The following is an 18,541-nucleotide window of genomic DNA, read 5'->3' on the forward strand; positions in this document are numbered from 1 at the left end:
AAGGCAAGAAATTTCGGAGGAATTACATAATGCCGCTGGCATGCGTACTCGAAAACTCGCCCCTCCTAAGGCCCTCGATTCATGGGTAGCTTACGGATTTACACAATACGGGTGAAAAGGGAAGGCCCTCGCCAGGGCCTGTTGAGCGACTTCCACTGGTTGGCTTTTGCCTGCCCAATGAAAAGGAATACGGCATGAGCCAGCACGCCCCCGCCAAGTTTTTGCTGTCCGGCTGACTCTTCTCCGGGCAACAAAAAGCCCGCTGTAGGAAGCGGGCTTATCACGCCACTCGGTAGGACGAGTGGTTATGTACTTCTTCGTTCTGGAGAACGATATGACGCACCCGAAAAATAGCACCGGACATAACCGGATGCAACAGCAGATGCTCACCACGCATTCGAATTTCTACCACCAGAGCGTAAGCGCAGACGGCATTCACTCGCGTCCTCTTCTTGCTGTTCAGGCCGGGCAAGACTGCGAGGAGGCTTTGAATTCAGCCTCGATGATGCTCGGGGCGGTCGATGAAATTATGACGGCGCTCACTGATGAGGGGATGGAAACGAACGCCATCTTCGGCCTTCGCATGCTGGTTGAGATTTCGAAAGCTCTGGTGGACTCGACCACCAATGCCGTGATGCATGCGAAAAGCCAAGGCGGTGCCCAATGAGCGCGCCGGTATCGATCGACGTAATTGAAGCGCAGCGCAACCACCGGGCAGGCCTTGGTGCTTACCACCTGGCGAAACTGCTTCGCGAAAACCATGGGACGGGCGACACCGCCGAGGAACGCGCGCTTTCACCGAACGAGGAATACGGGGTGCTACTGGCGCTTGAGTTCATCACGTACAGCCTGTACTCGACGCTTGAGCAGCAGATGCTTGACGCAGAAGCGGCGGAGGTACGGCCATGACTTCGATTTCTGTTGATCGCCTCAAGATCGAGGCCGAGGCAATGAGTCAGGCCGGCTACTTCGTTGATGCGCTGGCGAAGTTCATCGGCACCGTGGGCGCTCATGATCCGGAACTCTGTGACCAGGCGCTGGACGGTTACGTGGTTGGTGGTTTGGCGGCAGGCCTGCGCCTGATTGGCAGCGAGCTGATGAACCGTGGTGATGAGTTCGCCACGCTCATTGCCAAGTCCGAGAACGCCGGGGGAGGTGTTCAATGAACCTGACTCCCTTCAATTTCAGCGGCGCCGAGATCCGCGTAATCACCGATGCCCAGGGCGAGCCGTGGTTTGTCGCCAAGGACGTCGCCGATCTGCTCGAGTATTCCAACCCTCATGAGGCTGTCCGCACGCATTGCAAGGGGGTGAGGGAAATCCTCATCCCTTCCGCAGGCGGCGACCAGATGACGAAAGTCATGCCTGAGCGGGATGTTTACCGACTGATCATGCGCTCGAAGATGCCCGCGGCAGAGGCATTCGAGGAATGGGTCGTGGGTGAGGTATTGCCCAGCATTCGCAAGACGGGCAGTTATCAGCAACCGATGACGCCCGGCGAGCAACTGTTGGCGCAGGCTCAAGCGGTGATCAACGTCGAACGCCAACAGGCGGAGCAGCAGGTCGCGCTGGCGCGGATCGAAACGCGCGTGGCCAACGTCGAGCAGGTCCGTTACCTCGACTCAAGGCCGGCCGGCTTCGAATCCATGACGACCATCCGCGAGCGCATCAACTTGCGCCATGGCATCCCACCCTGGGTGATCAACGCAGTGATGCGCGATATCCCCGGCGCGCCTCTGCCGTTCGCCATGGTGCGCAGTGCCCACGCCGACGACGGCGCACAGCCATACGCGATCTGGCCAACAGCCGACATCACCCGTCGCTTCGACCGGTTCGTTGCCGAGTGCACTTTCGTCACGGCCGAGCGAGCCACCCACCCCGATATTCAGCAAGGCCGATTCAAGCTGCGCCAGAGGACTTCCGCATGACTGAGAAAACAGCGAACCCGACCACGGAACCTACCGTGATCGACGAGGCGTACATGGAGCGCTTCACGAACGACCAGCTCGCATACAAGGCATGGACCGGCGCTGTCTTGGTGCAAGAGATCCTTTTCGACGAAGAGGGCATCGAGTACTGCATGCAGGACGCCAAGTTTGAGGCGGCGCACGCGGCGTTGGCACTGCGCGTGCTGGTGCGCCGGCTGACTGGCATGAACCCGGACGAACTCCAGAAGGCTGTGCAGCAAAGGCAGCTTGAAGTTCTGGTGCTGGAGCCTGAAACGCCTCAACTCCCTGCCTGGGAGACAGTGCAATGAACGGCCTCCCGCATATCTCATCCACCGTGCAAGGTGCGGTGTCGGTGATCGCCGGCCCGTGGCCGAGCTACAGCCAATTCAAGGGGATGCCAGAGCGCGATCGCTGGGTTCTGTATGGATCGGCCAAGGCCTACCGCCAAGCACTGGAAGATCAGGGACTGGTAATGGCTGAGACCTACGACGCCTTCGTTCGTCGCGTTACAGGGGAATTGGATCTATGAGCATCCAATCCATGGTGTGGGCGCTGGAACAGCAGGAGATCAAAGACTCCACATGCCGGCACGTCCTGCTCTGCCTGGCCAACTACGCAGGCAGCGATGGGCGTGGAGCCTTCCCTTCCGCCCTGACCCTGGCGGTTGACACCGGTCTCTCCGAACGCACGGTGCGTTACAAGCTGGATGCATTGGAGTCTGCTGGCTTGATTCGCCGTGGCAACCAGTCAATCGCGGCCGCATACATCGACCGCCACGACCGTCGCCCGGTGGTGTATGACCTCATCGAAAAACGGGGTGCACCAGATGCACCCCGCTCCGAACGGGGTGCAGATGAAGACGCGACGGGGTGCAGCTCAGAACAGAGCGGGGTGCAAATGACGACAGAACGGGGTGCAGCAGCTGCACCCAATACGTCATCTATCCGTCATCTATCCGTTAATAAACCAAAAGAAGGCGCAGACAAGTCTGCTGGGTCTCGAGGGAAGACTGGCAAGTTCGATCCGCTCACTGCCAAACCGGCGAACGCTTCCGAAAAAGCGTGGGCGGACTTCTGCGAAATGCGGAAGGCCAAACGGGCGCCTCTGACACTCCGTGCCTGCGAGCTGATCGCCAAGAAGCTGGCCAACCATCCCGAGCCGGACGCCGTGCTGGATAAGTCCACCACGAGTAGCTGGTCGGACATCTATCCCGATTCGGTTCTGCCAGGCGCTGGCGCGAAGGGCGGTAAACCCTCGACTTACAACAATCTGCCGCAACACGAAGCAAACGCTTATCCGGAGGTGCCACATGGCCAAACCAATTTCTAAGTTCAGCCGCGTGCCGGATGTTCGCTTCTTCGAGGCGCAGTGCCCGGTGCATGGAACGGTCGACGGCGCCGAGGTTGAACAGTTCGACGGCACCTATCTGGTGCGCGCTTGCCGCCGGTGCCAGTGGGAGGCGATGAACACCGCCGACAAACGCAGCGACGCCCACACCGAGGCTCTGGCCCGTCGCAAAGCGACGACGCTGAACGAGCTGCTGATCGGGTCGGGCATTACGCCGCGGTTTGCCGAGTGCACGCTGGATAACTTCACCACTGGCGCGATGCTGGAAAAGATCCGCGCGTTGTCGACCTGTCAGTCGTACGTTGATCAGTTCGAAGAGAACTACCGCGCCGGCCGTTCCCTGATCCTGTCTGGCAACGTCGGCACCGGGAAAACGCATCTGGCTAGTGGGATGGTTCAGCAGGTCATCCGAAAGTTCAGCGCCGCGGCGTTGATCGTCTCGGCCGCAGAGATCATCCGCATCGCCAAGGGCGCGATGGTGCGCGGCGCTGACTACACCGAGTGCGACGTGATCAACGAACTGGCGAGCCTGGACCTACTGGTGATCGACGAGATCGGCGCGCAGAAGGGGAGCGAATACGAACTGGGATTGCTCCACGAAGTCATCGATCGCCGGTATCAGCTTGTCCTGCCCACTGTTGTGGTGTCCAACCTGCCGGCCAACGCTCTCAGCCAGTTCATCGGCGACCGCGCGCTCGATCGCCTGCGCCAGAACGGTGGTCAGGCCGTCGGCTTCAGTTGGGCCTCAATGAGGGCAACCGCATGAGTGAATATCGCGAACTGTTCAGCGATGAGGCTGAACACGCTCTGCTGGGGGCGATGCTGTTGGATGGCGAGCTATTCGACGCCATCACCAGCCAGGTCTCGGCGGCGGACTTTCACGATCCGGAGAATGCCGCGCTGTTCCAGACGATGATCGGCTGTCATGCCGCTGGAAGCCCGGTTGACCCGGTAACGCTGCACGACTTCGCCGAGTACCTGCCGAGCGGCACTCGCACATTGGCCTACGCCGCCGAGCTGGCGCGCAACACGCCCAGCACCGCCAACTGGAAGGCCTATGCCAAAGTTGTGACCGAGCGCGCCGTTCTTCGCCGCCTGGTGGACGCCGCTGACGCGGTGCGGGAGTTGGCAACCGAGAATCGGCCTGTCGCCGAAATCATCGCCAGCGCGCAGCAGGCAATGGCGGATCTGCGAGACCTGCAGACCGGAGAGCCGGATTACAAACGGTTGGATGAGGTAATCCAGCGCAACATCGACGTGATCGACTCCAAGTTCAATGGGCAACTGGAGTCTGGTCTTTCGACTGGGCTGGTTGATCTCGACAAGCTGATCCGCGGTTTGCGAAAGAAAACCGTCACCATCGTGGCCGGGCTGCCGGGGAGCGGCAAAACCACGCTTGGGTTGCAGATCGCCCAGCACATCGCGTGCAGCGGCGCGGGTGTAGGCATGGTGTTTTCCCTGGAAATGCCCGAGGAGGAGTTGGGGAACCGTGTGCTGGCGTCAATCGGCGGGGTTGATCTGCGGAAGCTTGACGACGGCCAGTTGCAGGACGACGACTGGCCGCGACTGACCTCAGCGGTGAGCAAGATCATGGATAAGCCGCTCTTCATCAGCGACAAGTCCGGGCTCACGGTGGCACGAATCCGCAGCATCGCCCGCCAGGTGCAACGCGCTCATGGTCTCGACGTAGTGGTGATCGATTACATCGGACTGATCGGCTCGGACGGCAAAGCGTTCAACCGCACTTCGGAACTTGGGAAGATCTCGACCGGGATCGTGAACATCGCCAAGGAGCTGGAGGTGCCGGTGATTCTGCTGGCGCAACTCAACCGCGACTCGACCAAGCGCCCGGGCAAGAAGCCGATCGCCTCTGATCTGCGCGACTCCGGCCAGATCGAGGCGGACGCCCATTGCATCATCCTTGTCCACCGCGACATGGATTCGGAGGAAGGCCAGAACGGCGTCACCGAGTTGATCATGCCCAAGTGCAGGCACGCGCCGGTCGGTTCATGTCACGTTCAGCAGCAGGGCCAGTACGCCCGCTTCGTCAACTTTGCCGGCAACCGTGAGCCGAGCAATGAGGAGGTCGAAATGGGCCGCTCGTTCGCCAGTCAGTACAGGGGGAAAAAGGCATGATCGAGCTGAAACAGATGTTCCGTCGATTGACCGGCTTTAGATTTGAAAATCTCACCAGTCCGCTGCAACGCCCGCCGGAGACAACGCGCACGGCCATTGACGAAGCAACCAACTGCGAGGTTTCAAAACCGTCTTTTTTGGAATCGGGCAAGGCATACGTCCTCCCGAAAGGCGCGGTAATGGTGAAGGCGCCCGAGTGTCCGGAAGCTGAATTGATTGCGGCCACGATCCGTGACTTTCCAGATGATTGGGCCTGGGCGCGGAAGGGGTACGACATCCTGCACGTGCCGAGCGGTTTCCGGCTCTGGGTCGCGAACGAGGACTATGGCCTTGCCGAGGTGCACGAAAACAACGGCAAGACGGACTTCTCGAAAGCAGAGCAGCAAATCATCTGGCCCGCGGTCAAGGACTGGCTGGGCCATCGGAAGACTGTTTTCACAGGCCGCCCGCCGAAGGCGACCATCTTCGGCCGTGATTCCACCTACTGCTGCTTTGCCAAAGGCAGGCCATGGATGGGCATCGGCAGTTCGCCGGCGGCCGCGTATCGAGCATGGAACCTCGCGCTTTCCGCTCAAGCCCGGAACAACATGAACGCCAATGAATATCTGAAAGTTTGGAGTGCCACGCTATGAACAACGTAACGGCGGCACTGCCGCGCAAAAGCTTGACCCCGGTCGAGTGCCAGTTCCTGAAGCAGGGCAATCGCCTGCTGCTGGAAAAGACCAATGGCCGGATCGGCTCGGCGGCGTTCATGGACATTATTGCCGACTGGCACGCGTCCCGCGCCAACCTGGGCTTCGAGGACTTCGCCCGGCGCTGGATCACCGAAGGCAACGCAAAAAACAAGATCGCTGACAAGCTGCTGTGGGAGCTGTTCGGCATGGATGAGCCAAACCCGAGGAAGGCAGCATGAAAAAACGAACGTATGTGGGCAAGGCTCTTGGCGATACCGAGTGGCTGCTGGAGCAGTGGGGCTTCTGGCGCATGGATGGTATGGGTGTGCCGAGCTATGTGTCTCCACTGTATGCCCTGATCCGCGAAAACACGCCGTGCGTTGGCGGGGTCAAGGAGTACAGTCTGACCGATGACCTGGCGCTGATCGTCGACGGCGCGGTTGCCCGCCTGATCAATCGAGATACGCAGATGGGCGACTTCATCTGGCTTTACTTCGGAGCCAAGTGGCCTGCTCTGCGAATTGCCCGAGCGGCCGGGATCGGTGAAGCCAAAGCGCGGGAAGTCATCAAGGCCGGCGTGGCCTGGGTTGACTGCGCGCTGGAACGAGTTCGAGAGGCCGCGTAAAAAAGTCTTTCCACGCGGATAAACACCTGTTTTCATGGCACCGTGTTCAGCTTTTCAAGCGCGACACAGCAGACAAAGCCCGGCCATTGCGTCGGGCTTTTTTATTGCGCTGAGTTTTATTTCTTTTGGTCGTTGTAGTAGGCCAGGGCGTCGTAAACAGGTTCGTTGAATTCCACCTGTATCAGGTCCTCGCCACGCCGCTTAAAGCGGTAAAAGCTCAGGCCACCCTGAAATCTGATCTTGGTTTCCCTCGGCACCTCCTTCAGGGCCTCGATCAGTTCACCAACTGTCATGCTGCTTCCATCGTTCTTCATGCTGCTCTCCGAGTAGTTGAGCCGGCATTTTGCCATGATTGGGAAAGCAGCGTTTCGCATGGTTGGCGTGACCGTCACGGTCGTAATTCATTTTTCTGAGCCTCGGCATCTGCCGGGGGTTACTCGTTTGTGGAGGACAGCAATGCAAAGCCCTGACTTTGTTGAAGGTGTATCAGGCTGGCGGATGAGTTGCGGCCGAATCGAGCTGTATGGAGCGCTATATCCAATCACCCTGGGCAAGCTAGAAACGCCAGAGCCGGAACATCCGGCGCCTTTCTTTATTTCCGGTGGCGTGACCTACATCAGCCAGGCCGAAATCAAATTATCTCTTGAGTCTCGGCCTGTCGTGATTGATGAATTTACTGCGCAGTTTTCTGATCCTGAGTTGCAGAAGGGCCTTTCGCAGTCAATTCAGCTCCTGCCTTAAGTCGATCCAAACCGAGGCGCCACAGCTTTAATGCTTCTGGATCGTCTTTATAAATTTCAGGCGGAGCGCCTAAACGAACGTCAAGAGCACCCCTGAATCCTTCGTTTTGGCTCCCCGTGATTTTTTGAATCGCCATCCCGGCGACCTCAAGCGCTGCCATTATTCCCGCTTCAAAAGGTGAAATTGGGTCATTTTTACGATCCATGGATTTGTCCTGTGTGTTTTGAGTGGAATCGAAACGATAGCACGTAGCCGCTCACCGCCCTTTTGCAGTTTTTTTAGTCAAGTTCTCCAGACCGAGAGCACACATACGGGAGCAATGATGGATCCCACTGACCTCGGCCCAGGCACAGCTACCTGGCTGGGCGGTACGGGCTTAACCCTCTTCGGAGGATTCCTCTGGCTGCGCAAATTCCTCTCGAAGGATGCTGCAGATCGGGCCATGGATAACGCCGACATCTTCACGCTTCGCCGGCTGAATGAGCTGTTGGACTCCGAGCGTGTTGCGCGAAAGGAAGCTGAAGCCCGTGCTGACCAGTTCGCGAAAGAGCGCAACGAGCTTGCTGCAGCAGTAGGTCGGATGGAGGGGAAGATCGAAGCCCTTACCAGCCAAGTCGCACAGCTCACCGCAACGGTTACCTCGCAGAGCGAAGAGATCGCCCGCCTGCGTACCAAGCTGGGAGGCATCAACTGATGGACAGATGCGCTATGGAATTCATTGCTCGCCGCTGGTGGCGCCGCGCAGAAATCTGGGTGATCGCCGCGTTGCTGCTCGCCGGCGGCCTGATCCTCGGTTACCAGGCTGGCGTGTGGTCAGCCAGTAGCGAACAGACCAAGCAGCTCGCCGAAGTGCGCCGCGCTTACGACGCAGCGCTGGGCAAGCGTGACGTTCGCCTCAACAGCCTGGCCGAGAAGACGCAGGATGCAGCGGTGAAAGTGCAGGAAGCCTCGAACTCAGCAGTCCAAGCAGCCGACACGGCAAGCAAGGCAGCGGAGAAGGTCAACGAAGCCGTCGAGCGGCAAACTCCATAGGTCGCGACACGTTTCGCGAGGGTGCAAATTGTGTCGCGACACGTAGGAATGTGGTTAGGCAGATCCGCGGCAGTCATGAATCACAGTACATCCGGTAGAGCTTTGTTAGTTCGCGCCTGTAAGCCTTTTCGTTGTACCTACGATGCAGCTTGTTGATTACCGATAGGACATCGGCGGCGACCATTACCGGATCGCGGTCGGATCTTCCCGCCCATTCACGGGCTGCTTGCACTACTTGATGTGCATCGACTTCACCGGCCATCTGCCGCGTCCTACTGCATGAATAGACAGACACCATAGACCAAGTAGAGCGTGAGGACGACGGGCCGCTCGAGTTGATCGAGACGCATGAGGCTACTTTGGCGAACGCATCCCCTTGGCACCATCTGTACAAGACGAAGCGCTGGTATCGATTGCGCTGGCATCAGTTGCAGGCAGAGCCAACCTGTCGCATGTGCCGGGCAATGGACGTTGTCGAGGCGGCCAACACCGTCGACCACGTCATGCCTCACAAGGGCGACGAGAATCTGTTCTTTGACGCGTCGAATCTCCAGAGCCTGTGCAAGCCCTGTCACGACAGCGCCAAGCAGAGGCAGGAGAAGACCGGCATCCTGCCAGGGCACGACGTGGCAGGCATCCCAGTCGATCCGAATCATCACTGGAACCGCGATTGAGCGAATCCATGACGGGATCGGATGAAGCACGTCAGTGCCCCTAGGGGGAGGTCAAAATATGAGGTTTTTCGCCACATAGGACCGCCCTCGACCCTCTTCTTCATCTCTAACCCGGAAAACGCCGCCAAAACACAACGCGGCACGATTGAGAAAACCTATGACAGCCAAGCGCACCCGCTCCGATAGCGCGACATCGGCGGTTGCTGCTATGCAGGCCGCAGCCGCCGGGCCGCTGAAGCCACCCAGTTTCGTCAACATCCGCAAGGCCGACAAGCCGTTTTGGGATTCCATTGTGCGCGCACGCACGCGAGAGAGCTGGACCGATTCCGACCTGGTCCTAGCCGGCAACCTTGCCAGATGTCTGTCTGACATCGAGCGCCTGCAGAAAGAGATCGACATCGAAGGTGATGTTCTGACCAATGATCGCGGTACTCAGGTGATCAATCCCAAGCACAACCTTCTGGAGACTTTGAGCCGTCGCGCTGTCGCATTGAGCCGGACACTGCAAGTTCATGCCCAAGCGACCCAAGGCGAATCGCGCGACCAAGGCAAGAAAGCGACCAAGCAACGAGCAGCAGAGAAGGTGCTGGCCAATCAGGACGACGACGATCTGATCCCGAGAGCGATGCACTGATGGCCGCCCGGCGCAGAACGCGCGGTGAAAAAGTCATCGCGTTCATCGAGAAATACTGTCGTGTCCCGGAAGGCAAGCACGTTGGGCAGCCGCTGGTGCTGGATGACTTCCAAAAGGATTTCATTCTGGCCATCTACGACAACCCGGCCGGCACCAGCACGGCGTATTTGAGCATTGCCCGAAAGAACGGAAAGACCGGCCTGATCGCCGGGATTCTTTTGGCCCATTTGGTTGGCCCCGAGGCAGTGCTCAATACGCAGATCGTCTCCGGCGCAATGAGTCGAGATCAAGCTGGGGTCGTGTTCAAGCTTGCCGTGAAGATGATCCAGTTGAATCCGGATCTGAAAGAAATCATCCACATCGTCCCGAGCAGCAAGCAATTGATCGGGCTTCCGCTCAATGTCGAGTTCCGTGCGCTTGCGGCGGAGGGCAAGACAGCGCACGGGCTGTCGCCAGTGCTGGCGATCCTTGATGAGGTAGGCCAGGTTCGAGGTCCTCAGAGCGATTTCATCGACGCGATAACAACCGCTCAAGGTGCTCACGATTCGCCACTGCTGATCGCAATCAGTACGCAGGCCGCGCAAGACAGTGACCTGTTCAGTATCTGGCTCGACGACGCCGAGCGCTCACAAGACCCGCACATTGTCAGTCACGTTTATCAGGCGCCGAAGGACTGCAAGCTCACCGACAGGGAAGCGTGGCGCGCGGCCAACCCGGCATTGGGGACGTTCCGCTCCCTGGAAGATTTGCAGAAACAGGCCGACAGGGCGAACCGTATGCCGGCGTCCGAGAACACTTTCCGCAACCTCTGCCTGAATCAGCGAGTGTCGACGGTTTCGGTTTTCGTTTCCAAAGGGGTGTGGGAGTCATGCGGAGGCGACCCGGACTCGCCGGACGGCCTTGATCTCTACGGTGGCTTGGACCTGTCGTTCAGGACCGACCTTACCGCGCTTGTCCTGATCGGGAAGCGCGACGGGGATTGGTGTGCGTGGCCGTTTTTCTGGACCCCGGAAGTTGGTTTGGCGGATCGCGCGAAACGCGACCGGGCGGCGTACGAGGTCTGGGCTCGCGAGGGATTGCTGATCACCACGCCGGGCGCCACTGTCGATTACGCGTTTGTTGCTGCAGACATCGCGCGAATCCTTGGTGAGCTCGGCGGCGACCTGGTGTCGCTCGCTTTCGACCGGTACCGCATTGACCTTTTCAAACGGGACGCTGAGGCGCAGGGAGTGTCGTTGCCGCTGGTCGAGTACGGCCAAGGCTTCAAGGATATGGCCCCGGCAATTGACGCGCTCGAGTCCGAGCTGCTGAACGGCCGGGTCCGGCACGGCATGCACCCAGTGCTGACTATGTGCGCGGCCAACGCGGTGATTCAGAAAGATCCGGCCGGTGGCCGCAAGTTCGCAAAGGACAAAGCTACCGGTCGCATCGACGGAATGTCAGCGCTCGCGATGGCGTTCGGCGCCACCCTGGGCGCTCCCCAAGAGAGCAAGGGCAGCATCGACGATTACCTCCAAAACGGATTTTCCGGACTTCTATAGGTTCAATATGGCGTCTCGCTGGTACAACCCAATGAGCTGGAGTTTCTTTGGCTTCAACGATCCCAAGACGGGCGAATATGTTGAGGTTCAGACAGACATCGGCGGACAGACGCGCTCCGGCGCCGTCATTACCCCCAAGAAAGCCATGGCAATTCCCATTGTCTGGTCCTGCATCAAGATCCTCAGTGAGACGGTTTCAGGGTTGCCATTGAAGTTGTTCGAGGATCAGCCTGCCGGGCGGATTCTCGTGAAGGACAACAAGCGAGCGTTACGGATTTTGGCCAAGCCAAACCCGTACATGACGATGTTGAACTTCATCAAAGCAGCCGTAGTGAACATGGCCTTGCGTGGCAACGGGTACGCCCTTATCGAGCGAGCGGACAACGGGGAATTCATCGGCCTGGTGCCGGTCGGTGCCGATGCGGTCGAAATCGATACCGAGGACGATCTCCTGTACTGGGTGACCCTCAACGGGAAGCGCTTCCCCGTCTCGCCCGAGAACATGCTGCATTTCAAGTTGTTCAGCGCTGACGGCATCTGCGGGCTTTCACCGGTTGAATTTCACAAGGAAGCCATGGGCCTGGCCAAGGCGGCGCAGGACTGGTCGGCTCGCTTCATGCGCAAGGGCGGCTTCACCGGCGGCTACGTCATTTACGAAAACTTCCTCACGTCCGAGCAGCGCGACCAGGTGCTGAACAAGTTTCCGAAGATCCGCGACGGAGACGTCGAGGACATCGGGAAGATGGGGCTGCTCGAAGGCGGGCCGACCATCGTCCCTGCTGGTATGACCCAGAAGGACAGTCAGTTCATCGAATCCCAGCAGTTCCAGGAAGAAGCGCTCGCCGGCATCTGGGGCGTTCCGCTGTACCTGGCCAACCGCGCTGGGAAGACCTCAATCATGGGTTCGAATCTCGAGCAACAAACCAGCGGATTCATCACGTTCGGCTTGAGCCCCTACATCAAGGCTATCGAAGACGAGGTCAACGACAAGCTATTTGCAGGAACTGCCTTGTTCGTCGAGTTCGTCGTCGAGGGGCTGCTGCGCGCGGATAGCGCCGGCCGGGCCACTTATTACAAAGGCGCCCTTGGCGGATCCGGCGGCTCTGGTTGGATGACCATCAACGAGGTTCGCCGCAAAGAAAACCTTCCTCCGCTGGCTGGCGAAGAATACGACCGGGTCACCCGGTGGGAGATGCAGACCAATGTCAAAGCTTGAAGTCCCGTTTGAACTCAAGGCGGTTGACGACGCCGGAAACTTCGAAGGCTACGCCGCCGTGTTCAACAACGTCGACCTCGGCGACGACGTCATTCTGCCTGGCGCCTTCACCCGGGTTAAAACCACCCGCGGCGGCAAGCTGAAGCTCGCTCTCTACCACGACCTTACTCGACTTGTCGGTTCCGCTGATTACACGCAGGACGATCACGGGCTGCTGTTAAAGGGGCGCGTGAACTTGGCGGTGAGCTACGCCCGAGACGCTTATGAACTGATGAAGGCCGAGATCCTCGACAGCATGTCGATCGGCTTCAACACCATCAAAGCGGATTTCGAAGAGCGAGCCGGCCGCCGCGTCCGAATCATCAAGGAGGCCGAGCTTTGGGAGGCGTCCTTCGTTCCGTTCGGCATGAATCCGGCGGCTCAGGTCCTGACCGTTAAATCTGACATTCGACTTTTCGAGAACGCCCTGCGCGAACGCATGGGGCTTTCTCAGAAAGAGGCGGCAGCAGTCGCCTCACTCGGCTATCCCGCGCTACGCCGTGACGGCGGCAGCGAGGCCACGGCGATCGTGGAAGAGCTGAAAACACTCTCCAGCACTTTTGACCAATTTTTTAAGGTGTCGCCATGACCGATCCAATCCAAGAAGTAAAAGCCACGCTCGAAACCCAACTGAAGGAAGGTTTCAGTGGCCTGCAAAAGAAGTACGACGCGGTTGCAGACGAAATGCAGAAAGGCAACACCGTCACCACCGAGATGAAGTCTCAGATCGAAAAGCAGAAGGGCGAGATCGAGCGCGTCATCGAACAGGTCCAGAAGCTGGAAGAGAAGGGCATCAAGCTGCGCAGCCAGCCAGGCGAGGCCAAGAGCTTCATCGACCTGGTCAAAAACGACGATGCCTATAAATCGTTGCAGGCGAAGAGCGTTTCCCTGGCCGATATCGAAGTGACCAAGTCCGACATGGCCAGCATGAAGGAAATGAAGGTCACCAGCGCCGGCATCGTTGCGCCGAACTATGACCCGGTCATTCAGCCTGGTATCCGCCAGGAGCTGCGCATCCGCGATCTGTTGACCACCGTTCCGGTGTCCGGCCAGAACTACACCTACTTCAAAGAAAACCTGCACACCCGCGGCGCCGCACCAGTGGCGGAAGGTGGCCTGAAGCCAACCAGCAATGTGACCTTCACGACCCAGACCGACCGGGTCAAAAAGATCGCCGTCTGGATGCCCGTGACCGATGAGGCGCTGGACGATGTTCCCCAGCTGATGGCCTACCTGCAGGAGCTTCTGCGCTACGACCTCAAGCTCGAGGAAGAGCGTCAGATCCTGAAGGGCGACGGCACCGGTGAGAACCTGAACGGCCTGATGACCCAGGCCACCGTGTACAACGCGGAGCTGACCAAAGCTGGCGATACCGCCATCGATCTGGTACGCCGCGCGATCTACCAGGTTCGCAAGCAATCGATGCTGTCCGCAGACGGCATTGTGATGACCGAGCTCGATTGGATGAACATTGAGCTGCAGAAGGATGGCGAGAACCGCTACCTGTTCGCAAACCTGCAGGGTCTGGTCACACCGGTTCTCTGGGGGCGCCCGGTAGTTACCTCTGACAGTGTCGATGAGGGTGATGCCGACACTGGTGGCGAGTTCCTGGTGGCGAACTTCGCTCGCTCGTCGGTGCTGTTCGATCGCATGTCGTTCCTGTTCAAGATGGGCCTGATCAACGATCAGTTCATCAAGAACGAACGCGCGCTTCTGGTTGAAGAACGCCTCGGCCTGGGCGTGCGCCGTCGTGAAGGTTTGGTCAAAGGCCGCTTCACCGTCGCGGCCTAAACCCCGCAGCGTTCGATGGCCGGCCTTTGCCGGCCTTTTCGTTTCAAGAGGCAACATGAAAATCAAAGCATTGTGGGGATTCGCCGGTAACGCGACGTTGCTGGGTGCCGACTCGAGTTCGGTGAGGGCTGGCCAGGTGTTCGACGAAGTCGATGATGAATACGGCCATACCCTGATTGGCAAAGGGCTGGCGGAGGAAGTCGACGGTGATGGTAAAACCAAGACTTCCGCGCCCAAGAAATCGAAGGCAACGGCTCCGAAAGAGAACAAGTAAATGATCGATCTGGCACGCTTGAAGCTCCACTTGCGAATAGACGGCGACGACGAGGATTCGCTCATCACCGGTTACCTCGAGGCCGCAAAGGCGCACGTGGCGATTCACTGTGATCGCGAGCTCGTCGAATCGGCGCCGACCGGGCCTGAGCAAATGGCTTTCACCCCGGACGTCGAGCAGGCGGTACTGCTGCTCGTTGGTCACTGGTACGCCAACCGCGAGGCGGTGGTGATCGGCACTATCTCATCGGCTGTTCCGCTGGCCGTTGACCGACTTCTCTGGCCAAGGAAGCGTTTTTGATGAGAGCAGGCCCAATGCGTCACCGGTGCACCATGCTCAAGCCAGTGCTGACCAAAAACAAATCCGGCGGATTCGATACCAGTTGGGTTGAGGTCGGCAAGCTCTGGTGTGAGATCACCATGCCGACTGGGCGCATTGCGCCGGTGGCTGAGCAGCTGAAGGTCGTTGTTACCGCCGAGATCCGCGTCCGGCCAAGGGCCGATGCCGTCGCAGGAAATCGCATCGTGCACACGGCGAAAGGAATCACCACCACCTACCTGATCGGCGCCGCGCTGATCGACAACGATCACAGCATGCTCAGGCTGCTCTGCTCAAACGTCCCCAACCCTTGAGGGTGAATTTATGAAAGTCATTGCACTGGGTGCCTTGTCGGGCGCCACTGGCGATCGGGAAAAAGGCGAAGAGTTCGTGGTCGACGCCAAGCTTGGCGCCGACCTCGTTCAGCGCGGGCTGGTGAAGCCAGTGGCCGAAGCTGCTCCGGCAGATAAACCGGCCAAGGCCAAGGAGTAAACCATGGCCGCCCGACGGTCGCGCATGTCCGGCGATTTCAAGTTGCGCAAAACTTTGCGCAACATCCACGCCACGATGGATAACGAGTTGGTCGGCGTGATGCGTGGAGGTGCCGACCAGATCCTGGCTACGATGAGGCAACTCATCCCGAAGGACACCGGCGCCGCTGCCTCTGCGTTGAGGGTGTTCGTCTCCAAGAGCGGCCTGAACGCCGAGATCGGCATCCGGGGCAAGCGTGACACGCAGCGCTTCTTCTACCTGCGCTTCTTGGAGTACGGGACGAAGGGGTACAGCGGCACGCTATACCGTCGAGCAGACAGTAACGCCGTGGGCGGTGAGCACACCAACAACCGCGACAAGTCCAAGCTGTCCGGCCGACGCAACGCATTGCGCGCCCGCGACACGAAGAACAAGTCCGACGGCTCCACTTTCTACGGCAAGTATCCGGACATTCCAGCCCGGCCGGCACACCCATGGTTGCGACCCGCCAAGGACGTGAACCGCGAATTCGTGTTGGCCAACATACGCGCCGCGGTATCCAGGACGCTGCGCAAAGCCAGCATGGGAGCGGGCAATGAGTGATCCGTCTGTTGCTCTGCAGGAAGCGGTATTCGCCAGGCTTGAAGCTGAAGTTTCGTGCCCGGTCTACGACGGTGCGCCGATGGACACCGACATGCCGTATGTCTCGATCGACCGCGAGATCTCGACCAACACCTCTCCGATCGCCGGCCGCAAGCGCGAGCAACGTCTGATCTACCTCTCGGTCTGGTCGGACGCGCACGGCCAAGCCGAAGTCAAACGGATCATCGGCGAGGTCGTTTCAGCACTGGACGAGCGCCGCCTGCCTCTGGCGGTTGGCCGGGCAGTATCGGTCAGGGTTGAGCAAGCAGATGCGCAGCGTGACGCCGACGGCGTTACGTACCAGGGGTCGATCACGGTCCGCGTCATCACCACCCATTAAACCCAACACCGGCCGCACCGCGGCTTTATCCAATGTGCCTTTGGAGGATTACCCATGGCCGATGACAACCTCAACACAGCCGCCGGCTGCCGATTCTCGCTGGGCACCAAGTCCGGCGCCACGACCGAAACGGATTACAAAGCTGACACCTACGTCGAAGTGGGCGAGATCGAAGACCTCGGCGAGTTCGGCGACACCTTCAGTTCGGTGACCTTCACCTCGCTGCGCGACGGCCGGGTGCGCAAATACAAGGGCACCGCGGACGCCGGCGACATGACCCTGACCGTAGGTCTCGACAATGGCGACGCCGGCCAGGCTGCGCTGAAGGTGGCACACAAGGACCGCAGCAAGGGCGATTACAACATCAAGATCACCCTGAACGATGGCGACCCCGATGCAACGCCAGCGGTGTTGCCGACCACCTTCTACATGCGCGGCAAAGTCATGAATAACACCGTCGCCGCTGGCGCCGCTGACAACGTGGTTCGCCGCAACGTCACGATCGGCATCAACTCCGACATCCTCGAAATCCTTCCGGCCGCCGTTGCGCCGTAATCTGAGGGGCTTCGGCCCCGCTTCCCAAGGATCTGACGCATGAGCAAAACCCTCTACGGTACCGTTGAAGTCGAGCTGGATGGTGAGACCTACACACTGAAACCCACGCTCGAGGCCGTTCGCGCGATCGAGGCGCACTTCGGCGGACTGCGCGGCGCGTCCCAAGCAATCAACGCGCTGAGTGTTGACGGCTGCGCGGTGATCATCGCCGGCGGCGCTGGCTTGAAGGGCAAGGACGCTGAGGCTGTCGCCGAACAGGTCTGGCAGGCCGGCGTTCTGGAAGTATCTGTGCAGCTCAACGCTTACCTGGTGGCGCTGTACAACCCGCGCGGTACCGCTCCGGGAAAGACGAAGCCGGCGGCGGCGTAAGTGCTGTCGAGGATGGCAGCTACGTCGACCGGCTGTATGCAGTAGCCACTGGCTGGCTCGGCTGGTCGCCGGATCTGGCCTGGCGCACGCCCATGCCGGAGCTGTTCCTGGCCATGGACGCCAAACTCGAGTGGACGCAAATGACCAACCCCTTCGGCGGCAAGCCCGGTGGAAAGAAAGAGAAGCCGAAGCCATCGACCGTTGCGGCGAAGTTGCGACAGGCTCTGACGGGGCGGCTGGATAGATAATGTTCAAAGTCTGCACCCGAGCATTCAGTAATGATAAATTCCCCTTTTCTACAGGGAGTATCGTTTATGCGTGGCTGTCTTTATCTCGCTGTCTTCGCGCTGATTGCCGGATGTTCTGTCCCGCAGTCGAGTCAAACTCAACGTGTGCCGACGTCTTCTGGGAAAGTTGGATCACAGGAAGTTAGTTTGAATTTAGATCCTGCAGGTAAAGAGGTGAAGGCGCAACTCTTCAGTTCTGGCGAAGAGCTTTTGCGCGAGGTAGAAAAATTGGGCGGCGCAAGGGGAGAATACGAAACAGACTCAGCGTTTTATGGGCGGATGTCTAAGCTTGGCGATTTCTCAATAGCTTCGAAGGTGTCACCTGCCCAGATAAAGTTCAATGCGGCTTCTGGTGAATTCACGTTAGACGCCTCGATGCACAATGCTCAGGGCTTCGGTTTTAAAAGCAACCTCGATGCAGTGACAGCCTTAAAAACCGTCTACCCAGCGTTCATTGCTGGTGAGGATATTTACAACGGAGGTCAGTATTCGGGGCAAAATTCTTACGGTGCATCGGCACTTATAACGAAGAGGACGATTAACAGGTACTATCTTGTGTTTAGTCCTGTACCAAAGCCTCCGCTAAATACGCTGTTTTTCCACGTTAGATCTAGGCTGAATATTACCGGTGCGGAGATGGAGTCCGAACGCGAAAACATCCGTATAGTATTTACAGTCAAAGCAACACCAAGTTATTTGCAGGTTACAAAAAATTATCAGCAGCCAAAAATATCGGATCCGTTTGAGTCTGTGATAAATAACTATTTCTTTTCTGCGAAAGTGTATTGGGTGAAAGTAGTGAATATCAAAACTGGCCGAGTTTATAGCGACGAGGCTAAGTTGGGTATTGAAGTGATTTAAACAACATTTTTCTAAGCCCACTTCGG

At 58.7% G+C, this 18,541-nt stretch carries 33 protein-coding genes; 30 read left to right on the forward strand and 3 right to left on the reverse strand.

Annotated features, from left to right (window positions below):
- The first annotated feature begins 307 nt into the window (after positions 1 to 307).
- Genes V8J63_RS12335 through V8J63_RS12390 form a run of 12 tightly spaced genes read left to right on the forward strand, consistent with a single transcriptional unit; the run spans position 308 to position 6,730 of the window.
- The gene (locus V8J63_RS12335) at positions 308 to 667 is read left to right on the forward strand and encodes a DUF3077 domain-containing protein (protein ID WP_336464122.1); all 360 of its coding nucleotides are present in this window, start codon (positions 308 to 310) and stop codon (positions 665 to 667) included.
- A complete protein-coding gene (locus V8J63_RS12340; protein ID WP_126359960.1) occupies positions 664 to 909 on the forward strand; it encodes a hypothetical protein in 246 nt (81 codons plus the stop codon). Before V8J63_RS12335 ends, V8J63_RS12340 begins: the two co-directional genes overlap by 4 nt.
- Positions 906 to 1,166 (forward strand): hypothetical protein, encoded by a 261-nt coding sequence (locus tag V8J63_RS12345; RefSeq protein ID WP_336464123.1) that lies wholly within the window; start codon positions 906 to 908, stop codon positions 1,164 to 1,166. The genes V8J63_RS12340 and V8J63_RS12345 overlap by 4 nt, the downstream gene beginning before the upstream one ends.
- Entirely contained in the window at positions 1,163 to 1,927 is a 765-nt protein-coding gene (locus V8J63_RS12350) for a BRO-N domain-containing protein (RefSeq protein WP_336464124.1), read from the forward strand. The genes V8J63_RS12345 and V8J63_RS12350 overlap by 4 nt, the downstream gene beginning before the upstream one ends.
- The gene (locus V8J63_RS12355) at positions 1,924 to 2,256 is read left to right on the forward strand and encodes a hypothetical protein (RefSeq protein ID WP_336464125.1); all 333 of its coding nucleotides are present in this window, start codon (positions 1,924 to 1,926) and stop codon (positions 2,254 to 2,256) included. Before V8J63_RS12350 ends, V8J63_RS12355 begins: the two co-directional genes overlap by 4 nt.
- Entirely contained in the window at positions 2,253 to 2,477 is a 225-nt protein-coding gene (locus V8J63_RS12360; RefSeq protein WP_336464126.1) for a hypothetical protein, read from the forward strand. The genes V8J63_RS12355 and V8J63_RS12360 overlap by 4 nt, the downstream gene beginning before the upstream one ends.
- A complete protein-coding gene (locus tag V8J63_RS12365; protein ID WP_336464127.1) occupies positions 2,474 to 3,277 on the forward strand; it encodes a helix-turn-helix domain-containing protein in 804 nt (267 codons plus the stop codon). The genes V8J63_RS12360 and V8J63_RS12365 overlap by 4 nt, the downstream gene beginning before the upstream one ends.
- Positions 3,258 to 4,061 (forward strand): ATP-binding protein, encoded by an 804-nt coding sequence (locus tag V8J63_RS12370; RefSeq protein WP_336464128.1) that lies wholly within the window; start codon positions 3,258 to 3,260, stop codon positions 4,059 to 4,061. Before V8J63_RS12365 ends, V8J63_RS12370 begins: the two co-directional genes overlap by 20 nt.
- The gene (locus V8J63_RS12375) at positions 4,058 to 5,431 is read left to right on the forward strand and encodes a replicative DNA helicase (protein ID WP_336464129.1); all 1,374 of its coding nucleotides are present in this window, start codon (positions 4,058 to 4,060) and stop codon (positions 5,429 to 5,431) included. Before V8J63_RS12370 ends, V8J63_RS12375 begins: the two co-directional genes overlap by 4 nt.
- The gene (locus tag V8J63_RS12380) at positions 5,428 to 6,063 is read left to right on the forward strand and encodes a hypothetical protein (protein WP_336464130.1); all 636 of its coding nucleotides are present in this window, start codon (positions 5,428 to 5,430) and stop codon (positions 6,061 to 6,063) included. The genes V8J63_RS12375 and V8J63_RS12380 overlap by 4 nt, the downstream gene beginning before the upstream one ends.
- The gene (locus tag V8J63_RS12385) at positions 6,060 to 6,344 is read left to right on the forward strand and encodes a hypothetical protein (RefSeq protein ID WP_336464131.1); all 285 of its coding nucleotides are present in this window, start codon (positions 6,060 to 6,062) and stop codon (positions 6,342 to 6,344) included. Before V8J63_RS12380 ends, V8J63_RS12385 begins: the two co-directional genes overlap by 4 nt.
- Positions 6,341 to 6,730, forward strand: a complete 390-nt coding sequence (locus tag V8J63_RS12390) for an antiterminator Q family protein (RefSeq protein ID WP_336464132.1) — start codon at positions 6,341 to 6,343, stop codon at positions 6,728 to 6,730. Before V8J63_RS12385 ends, V8J63_RS12390 begins: the two co-directional genes overlap by 4 nt.
- Positions 6,731 to 6,846: 116 nt before the next feature.
- Here the strand turns inward: V8J63_RS12390 and V8J63_RS12395 are convergent, their stop codons facing one another.
- Together V8J63_RS12395 and V8J63_RS12400 are read right to left on the reverse strand one after the other, a co-directional pair.
- Positions 6,847 to 7,044, reverse strand: a complete 198-nt coding sequence (locus V8J63_RS12395; protein ID WP_336464133.1) for a hypothetical protein — start codon at positions 7,042 to 7,044, stop codon at positions 6,847 to 6,849.
- A gap of 359 nt (positions 7,045 to 7,403) precedes the next feature.
- Positions 7,404 to 7,676 (reverse strand): hypothetical protein, encoded by a 273-nt coding sequence (locus tag V8J63_RS12400; protein WP_336464134.1) that lies wholly within the window; start codon positions 7,674 to 7,676, stop codon positions 7,404 to 7,406.
- Positions 7,677 to 7,793: 117 nt separating this feature from the next.
- On the opposite strand from V8J63_RS12400, the gene V8J63_RS12405 reads away from it, so the two are divergent.
- Together V8J63_RS12405 and V8J63_RS12410 are read left to right on the forward strand one after the other, a co-directional pair.
- Complete coding sequence (locus tag V8J63_RS12405) at positions 7,794 to 8,165, forward strand: hypothetical protein (protein WP_042559985.1); 372 nt, start codon at positions 7,794 to 7,796, stop codon at positions 8,163 to 8,165.
- Positions 8,165 to 8,503 carry a hypothetical protein gene (locus V8J63_RS12410; RefSeq protein ID WP_252885320.1) on the forward strand — a complete coding sequence of 113 codons (339 nt, stop codon included), beginning with the start codon at positions 8,165 to 8,167 and terminating at the stop codon, positions 8,501 to 8,503. The genes V8J63_RS12405 and V8J63_RS12410 overlap by 1 nt, the downstream gene beginning before the upstream one ends.
- A gap of 73 nt (positions 8,504 to 8,576) precedes the next feature.
- Here the strand turns inward: V8J63_RS12410 and V8J63_RS12415 are convergent, their stop codons facing one another.
- Positions 8,577 to 8,765 carry a hypothetical protein gene (locus tag V8J63_RS12415; RefSeq protein ID WP_258452009.1) on the reverse strand — a complete coding sequence of 63 codons (189 nt, stop codon included), beginning with the start codon at positions 8,763 to 8,765 and terminating at the stop codon, positions 8,577 to 8,579.
- Positions 8,766 to 8,955: 190 nt separating this feature from the next.
- Between V8J63_RS12415 and V8J63_RS12420 the strand changes: the two genes are divergently transcribed.
- The 16 genes from V8J63_RS12420 (at position 8,956) to V8J63_RS12495 (ending at position 18,515) form a co-directional block, all read left to right on the forward strand.
- Positions 8,956 to 9,177: an HNH endonuclease gene (locus V8J63_RS12420; protein WP_336464177.1), complete on the forward strand. Its 222-nt coding sequence runs from the start codon at positions 8,956 to 8,958 to the stop codon at positions 9,175 to 9,177.
- A gap of 157 nt (positions 9,178 to 9,334) precedes the next feature.
- Positions 9,335 to 9,811 carry a TerS protein gene (locus V8J63_RS12425; RefSeq protein WP_127648860.1) on the forward strand — a complete coding sequence of 159 codons (477 nt, stop codon included), beginning with the start codon at positions 9,335 to 9,337 and terminating at the stop codon, positions 9,809 to 9,811.
- On the forward strand, positions 9,811 to 11,352 hold the full coding sequence (locus V8J63_RS12430; RefSeq protein ID WP_336464135.1) for a terminase large subunit: 1,542 nt from the start codon (positions 9,811 to 9,813) through the stop codon (positions 11,350 to 11,352). The genes V8J63_RS12425 and V8J63_RS12430 overlap by 1 nt, the downstream gene beginning before the upstream one ends.
- A gap of 7 nt (positions 11,353 to 11,359) precedes the next feature.
- Positions 11,360 to 12,568, forward strand: coding sequence for a phage portal protein (locus V8J63_RS12435; RefSeq protein ID WP_336464136.1), 1,209 nt, complete (start codon positions 11,360 to 11,362; stop codon positions 12,566 to 12,568).
- Positions 12,555 to 13,196: an HK97 family phage prohead protease gene (locus V8J63_RS12440; protein ID WP_336464137.1), complete on the forward strand. Its 642-nt coding sequence runs from the start codon at positions 12,555 to 12,557 to the stop codon at positions 13,194 to 13,196. The genes V8J63_RS12435 and V8J63_RS12440 overlap by 14 nt, the downstream gene beginning before the upstream one ends.
- Positions 13,193 to 14,398 (forward strand): phage major capsid protein, encoded by a 1,206-nt coding sequence (locus V8J63_RS12445; RefSeq protein ID WP_336464138.1) that lies wholly within the window; start codon positions 13,193 to 13,195, stop codon positions 14,396 to 14,398. Before V8J63_RS12440 ends, V8J63_RS12445 begins: the two co-directional genes overlap by 4 nt.
- Before the next feature lie 55 nt (positions 14,399 to 14,453).
- Positions 14,454 to 14,672 carry a DUF7302 family protein gene (locus tag V8J63_RS12450; protein WP_336464139.1) on the forward strand — a complete coding sequence of 73 codons (219 nt, stop codon included), beginning with the start codon at positions 14,454 to 14,456 and terminating at the stop codon, positions 14,670 to 14,672.
- Positions 14,673 to 14,972 (forward strand): head-tail connector protein, encoded by a 300-nt coding sequence (locus tag V8J63_RS12455; protein WP_336464140.1) that lies wholly within the window; start codon positions 14,673 to 14,675, stop codon positions 14,970 to 14,972. It begins immediately after the preceding gene.
- The gene (locus tag V8J63_RS12460; protein WP_336464178.1) at positions 14,972 to 15,304 is read left to right on the forward strand and encodes a phage head closure protein; all 333 of its coding nucleotides are present in this window, start codon (positions 14,972 to 14,974) and stop codon (positions 15,302 to 15,304) included. The genes V8J63_RS12455 and V8J63_RS12460 overlap by 1 nt, the downstream gene beginning before the upstream one ends.
- 10 nt (positions 15,305 to 15,314) lie before the next feature.
- Positions 15,315 to 15,482, forward strand: coding sequence for a hypothetical protein (locus tag V8J63_RS12465; protein ID WP_336464141.1), 168 nt, complete (start codon positions 15,315 to 15,317; stop codon positions 15,480 to 15,482).
- Positions 15,483 to 15,485: 3 nt separating this feature from the next.
- Positions 15,486 to 16,064, forward strand: a complete 579-nt coding sequence (locus V8J63_RS12470) for an HK97-gp10 family putative phage morphogenesis protein (RefSeq protein ID WP_336464142.1) — start codon at positions 15,486 to 15,488, stop codon at positions 16,062 to 16,064.
- The gene (locus V8J63_RS12475; protein WP_252885332.1) at positions 16,057 to 16,443 is read left to right on the forward strand and encodes a DUF3168 domain-containing protein; all 387 of its coding nucleotides are present in this window, start codon (positions 16,057 to 16,059) and stop codon (positions 16,441 to 16,443) included. The genes V8J63_RS12470 and V8J63_RS12475 overlap by 8 nt, the downstream gene beginning before the upstream one ends.
- A gap of 54 nt (positions 16,444 to 16,497) precedes the next feature.
- A complete protein-coding gene (locus V8J63_RS12480; RefSeq protein WP_258450320.1) occupies positions 16,498 to 16,998 on the forward strand; it encodes a phage tail protein in 501 nt (166 codons plus the stop codon).
- 39 nt (positions 16,999 to 17,037) lie between these two features.
- Complete coding sequence (locus V8J63_RS12485; RefSeq protein WP_258450319.1) at positions 17,038 to 17,367, forward strand: hypothetical protein; 330 nt, start codon at positions 17,038 to 17,040, stop codon at positions 17,365 to 17,367.
- A gap of 92 nt (positions 17,368 to 17,459) precedes the next feature.
- Positions 17,460 to 17,615 carry a hypothetical protein gene (locus V8J63_RS12490; protein WP_336464143.1) on the forward strand — a complete coding sequence of 52 codons (156 nt, stop codon included), beginning with the start codon at positions 17,460 to 17,462 and terminating at the stop codon, positions 17,613 to 17,615.
- A gap of 66 nt (positions 17,616 to 17,681) precedes the next feature.
- Positions 17,682 to 18,515, forward strand: a complete 834-nt coding sequence (locus V8J63_RS12495; RefSeq protein WP_336464144.1) for a hypothetical protein — start codon at positions 17,682 to 17,684, stop codon at positions 18,513 to 18,515.
- The last annotated feature ends 26 nt before the right edge of the window (positions 18,516 to 18,541 follow it).

This window comes from Pseudomonas sp. CCNWLW23, assembly GCF_037095675.1.
Lineage (GTDB): Bacteria > Pseudomonadota > Gammaproteobacteria > Pseudomonadales > Pseudomonadaceae > Aquipseudomonas > Aquipseudomonas atacamensis.

Coding starts and splice junctions, on each gene's coding strand:
- V8J63_RS12335 (WP_336464122.1), top strand. CDS start 308: ATGTACTTCTTCGTTCTGGAGAACGATATGACGCACCCGAAAAATAGC.
- V8J63_RS12340 (WP_126359960.1), top strand. CDS start 664: ATGAGCGCGCCGGTATCGATCGACGTAATTGAAGCGCAGCGCAACCAC.
- V8J63_RS12345 (WP_336464123.1), top strand. CDS start 906: ATGACTTCGATTTCTGTTGATCGCCTCAAGATCGAGGCCGAGGCAATG.
- V8J63_RS12350 (WP_336464124.1), top strand. CDS start 1,163: ATGAACCTGACTCCCTTCAATTTCAGCGGCGCCGAGATCCGCGTAATC.
- V8J63_RS12355 (WP_336464125.1), top strand. CDS start 1,924: ATGACTGAGAAAACAGCGAACCCGACCACGGAACCTACCGTGATCGAC.
- V8J63_RS12360 (WP_336464126.1), top strand. CDS start 2,253: ATGAACGGCCTCCCGCATATCTCATCCACCGTGCAAGGTGCGGTGTCG.
- V8J63_RS12365 (WP_336464127.1), top strand. CDS start 2,474: ATGAGCATCCAATCCATGGTGTGGGCGCTGGAACAGCAGGAGATCAAA.
- V8J63_RS12370 (WP_336464128.1), top strand. CDS start 3,258: ATGGCCAAACCAATTTCTAAGTTCAGCCGCGTGCCGGATGTTCGCTTC.
- V8J63_RS12375 (WP_336464129.1), top strand. CDS start 4,058: ATGAGTGAATATCGCGAACTGTTCAGCGATGAGGCTGAACACGCTCTG.
- V8J63_RS12380 (WP_336464130.1), top strand. CDS start 5,428: ATGATCGAGCTGAAACAGATGTTCCGTCGATTGACCGGCTTTAGATTT.
- V8J63_RS12385 (WP_336464131.1), top strand. CDS start 6,060: ATGAACAACGTAACGGCGGCACTGCCGCGCAAAAGCTTGACCCCGGTC.
- V8J63_RS12390 (WP_336464132.1), top strand. CDS start 6,341: ATGAAAAAACGAACGTATGTGGGCAAGGCTCTTGGCGATACCGAGTGG.
- V8J63_RS12395 (WP_336464133.1), bottom strand. CDS start 7,044: ATGAAGAACGATGGAAGCAGCATGACAGTTGGTGAACTGATCGAGGCC.
- V8J63_RS12400 (WP_336464134.1), bottom strand. CDS start 7,676: ATGGATCGTAAAAATGACCCAATTTCACCTTTTGAAGCGGGAATAATG.
- V8J63_RS12405 (WP_042559985.1), top strand. CDS start 7,794: ATGGATCCCACTGACCTCGGCCCAGGCACAGCTACCTGGCTGGGCGGT.
- V8J63_RS12410 (WP_252885320.1), top strand. CDS start 8,165: ATGGACAGATGCGCTATGGAATTCATTGCTCGCCGCTGGTGGCGCCGC.
- V8J63_RS12415 (WP_258452009.1), bottom strand. CDS start 8,765: ATGGCCGGTGAAGTCGATGCACATCAAGTAGTGCAAGCAGCCCGTGAA.
- V8J63_RS12420 (WP_336464177.1), top strand. CDS start 8,956: ATGTGCCGGGCAATGGACGTTGTCGAGGCGGCCAACACCGTCGACCAC.
- V8J63_RS12425 (WP_127648860.1), top strand. CDS start 9,335: ATGACAGCCAAGCGCACCCGCTCCGATAGCGCGACATCGGCGGTTGCT.
- V8J63_RS12430 (WP_336464135.1), top strand. CDS start 9,811: ATGGCCGCCCGGCGCAGAACGCGCGGTGAAAAAGTCATCGCGTTCATC.
- V8J63_RS12435 (WP_336464136.1), top strand. CDS start 11,360: ATGGCGTCTCGCTGGTACAACCCAATGAGCTGGAGTTTCTTTGGCTTC.
- V8J63_RS12440 (WP_336464137.1), top strand. CDS start 12,555: ATGTCAAAGCTTGAAGTCCCGTTTGAACTCAAGGCGGTTGACGACGCC.
- V8J63_RS12445 (WP_336464138.1), top strand. CDS start 13,193: ATGACCGATCCAATCCAAGAAGTAAAAGCCACGCTCGAAACCCAACTG.
- V8J63_RS12450 (WP_336464139.1), top strand. CDS start 14,454: ATGAAAATCAAAGCATTGTGGGGATTCGCCGGTAACGCGACGTTGCTG.
- V8J63_RS12455 (WP_336464140.1), top strand. CDS start 14,673: ATGATCGATCTGGCACGCTTGAAGCTCCACTTGCGAATAGACGGCGAC.
- V8J63_RS12460 (WP_336464178.1), top strand. CDS start 14,972: ATGAGAGCAGGCCCAATGCGTCACCGGTGCACCATGCTCAAGCCAGTG.
- V8J63_RS12465 (WP_336464141.1), top strand. CDS start 15,315: ATGAAAGTCATTGCACTGGGTGCCTTGTCGGGCGCCACTGGCGATCGG.
- V8J63_RS12470 (WP_336464142.1), top strand. CDS start 15,486: ATGGCCGCCCGACGGTCGCGCATGTCCGGCGATTTCAAGTTGCGCAAA.
- V8J63_RS12475 (WP_252885332.1), top strand. CDS start 16,057: ATGAGTGATCCGTCTGTTGCTCTGCAGGAAGCGGTATTCGCCAGGCTT.
- V8J63_RS12480 (WP_258450320.1), top strand. CDS start 16,498: ATGGCCGATGACAACCTCAACACAGCCGCCGGCTGCCGATTCTCGCTG.
- V8J63_RS12485 (WP_258450319.1), top strand. CDS start 17,038: ATGAGCAAAACCCTCTACGGTACCGTTGAAGTCGAGCTGGATGGTGAG.
- V8J63_RS12490 (WP_336464143.1), top strand. CDS start 17,460: ATGCCGGAGCTGTTCCTGGCCATGGACGCCAAACTCGAGTGGACGCAA.
- V8J63_RS12495 (WP_336464144.1), top strand. CDS start 17,682: ATGCGTGGCTGTCTTTATCTCGCTGTCTTCGCGCTGATTGCCGGATGT.